The organism is Rhodoferax sp., assembly GCF_014859475.1.
Lineage (GTDB): Bacteria > Pseudomonadota > Gammaproteobacteria > Burkholderiales > Burkholderiaceae_C > Rhodoferax.
Genome location: NZ_JACUUE010000295.1, coordinates 1 through 2,239, shown reverse-complemented (window position 1 = coordinate 2,239; position 2,239 = coordinate 1). Strand labels below are relative to the sequence as shown.

The following is a 2,239-nucleotide window of genomic DNA, read 5'->3' as shown; positions in this document are numbered from 1 at the left end:
TGCACGAAGAGGCTTGGGCGTACTTCGGTGGCGCCTGCCGCTACGTGGTGCTCGACAACCTCAAGGAGGGTGTCATCAAACCCGACCTGTATGAACCACAACTCAATGCCGTCTACGCCGCCACCCTGAAACACTACGGCGTGGTGGGTGACCCGGCACGGGTGCGTGACCCCAATCGCAAAGGCACCGTTGAGCACGCCATTGGTCACACCCAGGCCACAGCCCTGAAGGGGCGACGCTTCGAGTCGATTGAGGAACAAAACCAGTACCTCGAACATTGGGAAACCAAGTGGGCCGCCCAGCGCATTCACGGCAGTGAGCGCCGCCAGGTGCAAGCCATGTTCGAGGAGGAGAAACCGCATCTGTTACCCCTGCCGCTACTTGGCATGCAATACTTTACCGAGGCGCAGTACACCGTCAACGACGACTCGTGCGTGCGGGTGGACCACAGCAGTTATGCCGCCCGTCCGGCGGTCATTGGCAGCCGGGTGCTGGTGCGCCTGTTTGCCCGTCGCCTGGAAATCCGAGACCTCAAGACGCAAGCCTTGCTGCGCACGCATGACCGCGCCGAGAGGCCCGGCACGGTGGTGCTGCCCATGAACGAGCGCGTCTTCAATCCATCGCGCGAGACACAGCGCATTCTGGGTCAGGCCAAGGCCATTGGGGCGGCCACCCACAAGCTGTGCGAGACCTTGTTCGAGCGTGAAGGCCGTGTCGGTCAACGCAAGATGTGGGGTATCGTCGGCTTGGTGCGGCACTACCCGCGCCGACTGATCGAGGCCGCCTGTGAGCAGGCCATGCAAGAGGGTGTGTGCAGCTACGGCCATGTCAAGACCTTGACCGAGCGGCTCATGGCGGATGCGTTGATTCTGCTGGATGCGCCCAACCCAAGCGAGGTATCCCTGACCCAGAGTCACACCTTGATTCGCGCGGGTGACGACTACGCCGATCTGTTCACCCTGGGGGCTCAGCAAAGCGCCACGCTGGCTTCGACCCAGGCAGCGACCCGAGCACAAAACCAAGTAGGGGAATCACAATGACAATGAGCAAACATGAGATTGAACGCGCCCTCATTGAGCTGCGCCTGTCGGGCATGGCCGCCACACTGGACACCCGTGTCCTGCAAGCCCAGGGCAGCGAACAACCCTTCCTTGAAACCTTCTGCATGCTGCTGCAGGACGAACAAGACCTGCGCCGCTCCCGATTGACCGAACGGCGGTTCAAGCAGTGCGGGCTCGATGAGCGCTTGACGCTGGCAGATTTTGATTGGCACTTCAACCCGAAAGTGCCACGCCAAGCCTGCTTTGAGTTGCACACTTTGAAGTTCATCACCGAGGGGATCAACGGGCTGCTCATTGGCAAGCCCGGCACCGGCAAGAGTCATATCGCCAAAGCTGTTGCCTACCAGGCCACGCTGCAGGGCTATGACGTGCGCTACGTGGAGGCTGACAGCGTGTTTGCGCATTACTGCCTGGCCAGCCCTGCCGAGCAGGCCAAGCTGCTCAAGGGCATGCTCGAGCCAGCTTTGCTGGTGCTCGATGATCTGTTCCTCGCGCGGCGCATCTCCGACGGTGCTGCCGAGTTGCTGCAGACGGTGGTGCACCGGCGCTACAAGCTGCGTCGCTCCATCGTGGTGACCTCCAACCGCATTGTTGAGGATTGGGGCAAATACCTGGGCGACAACACGATGAGTACGACCATTCTGGACCGGCTGATGCACCGCTCGGCCCTGCTGGCGTTTGAGGGCAAGAGTTACCGGCTGAAGGAGGCTGCGTCGCGCATCGTCAGTGCCAGCGCCGCGTGATCAACTCGCCCGCCGTGGACAACTGTCCTGCCCACAGGGCGGGCCTGTGGACAGCCGGTGCTGCGCACCGGTGCGACAGTTGCCCACCGCTCCCCGAGGTTTGCCTTGGGCCTGACGCGCTTGCGCTTGCCAAACAGCCGTCTACAAAAAACTCCAAAAATCCAGGGAGAAATTACCAAAAAAAGAGACCAGAGGCAGTCAGACCAAAAGACTGATAATTTAGCCGTCCTGCCTGGGGGAATTTGACTGGCCAAAGGTGGGGGAATTTGAAGTGGCCATCAGGGCAACAGCATCACTTTTCATTGGAATTGGTACGCTAATAAATACTAACGTGCCGAAAGAAAATCCGAAAATTGTGCTCGGTGCTGGTGTGGGGTACGGCGGCCCTTCGTCATTCCGTGTGGAACTTGACTTGAAAAATACAATGTAGTAGTC

2 protein-coding genes and 1 pseudogene are annotated in these 2,239 nt (G+C 59.9%); 2 read left to right on the top strand and 1 reads right to left on the bottom strand.

All coding sequences use genetic code 11. The features are described 5' to 3' along the window. Positions 1–1,040 (top strand): annotated as a pseudogene (locus tag IBX54_RS14570) (IS21 family transposase); the annotation flags it as partial. A gap of 2 nt (positions 1,041–1,042) precedes the next feature. Further along, on the top strand, positions 1,043–1,804 hold the full coding sequence (istB, locus tag IBX54_RS14565) for an IS21-like element helper ATPase IstB (protein WP_296543374.1): 762 nt from the start codon (positions 1,043–1,045) through the stop codon (positions 1,802–1,804). Positions 1,805–2,023: 219 nt separating this feature from the next. On the opposite strand, the gene IBX54_RS14560 is transcribed toward istB, so the two are convergent. Beyond that, on the bottom strand, positions 2,024–2,239 hold a 216-nt coding region (locus IBX54_RS14560; RefSeq protein ID WP_296543373.1), incomplete at its 5' end, for a hypothetical protein.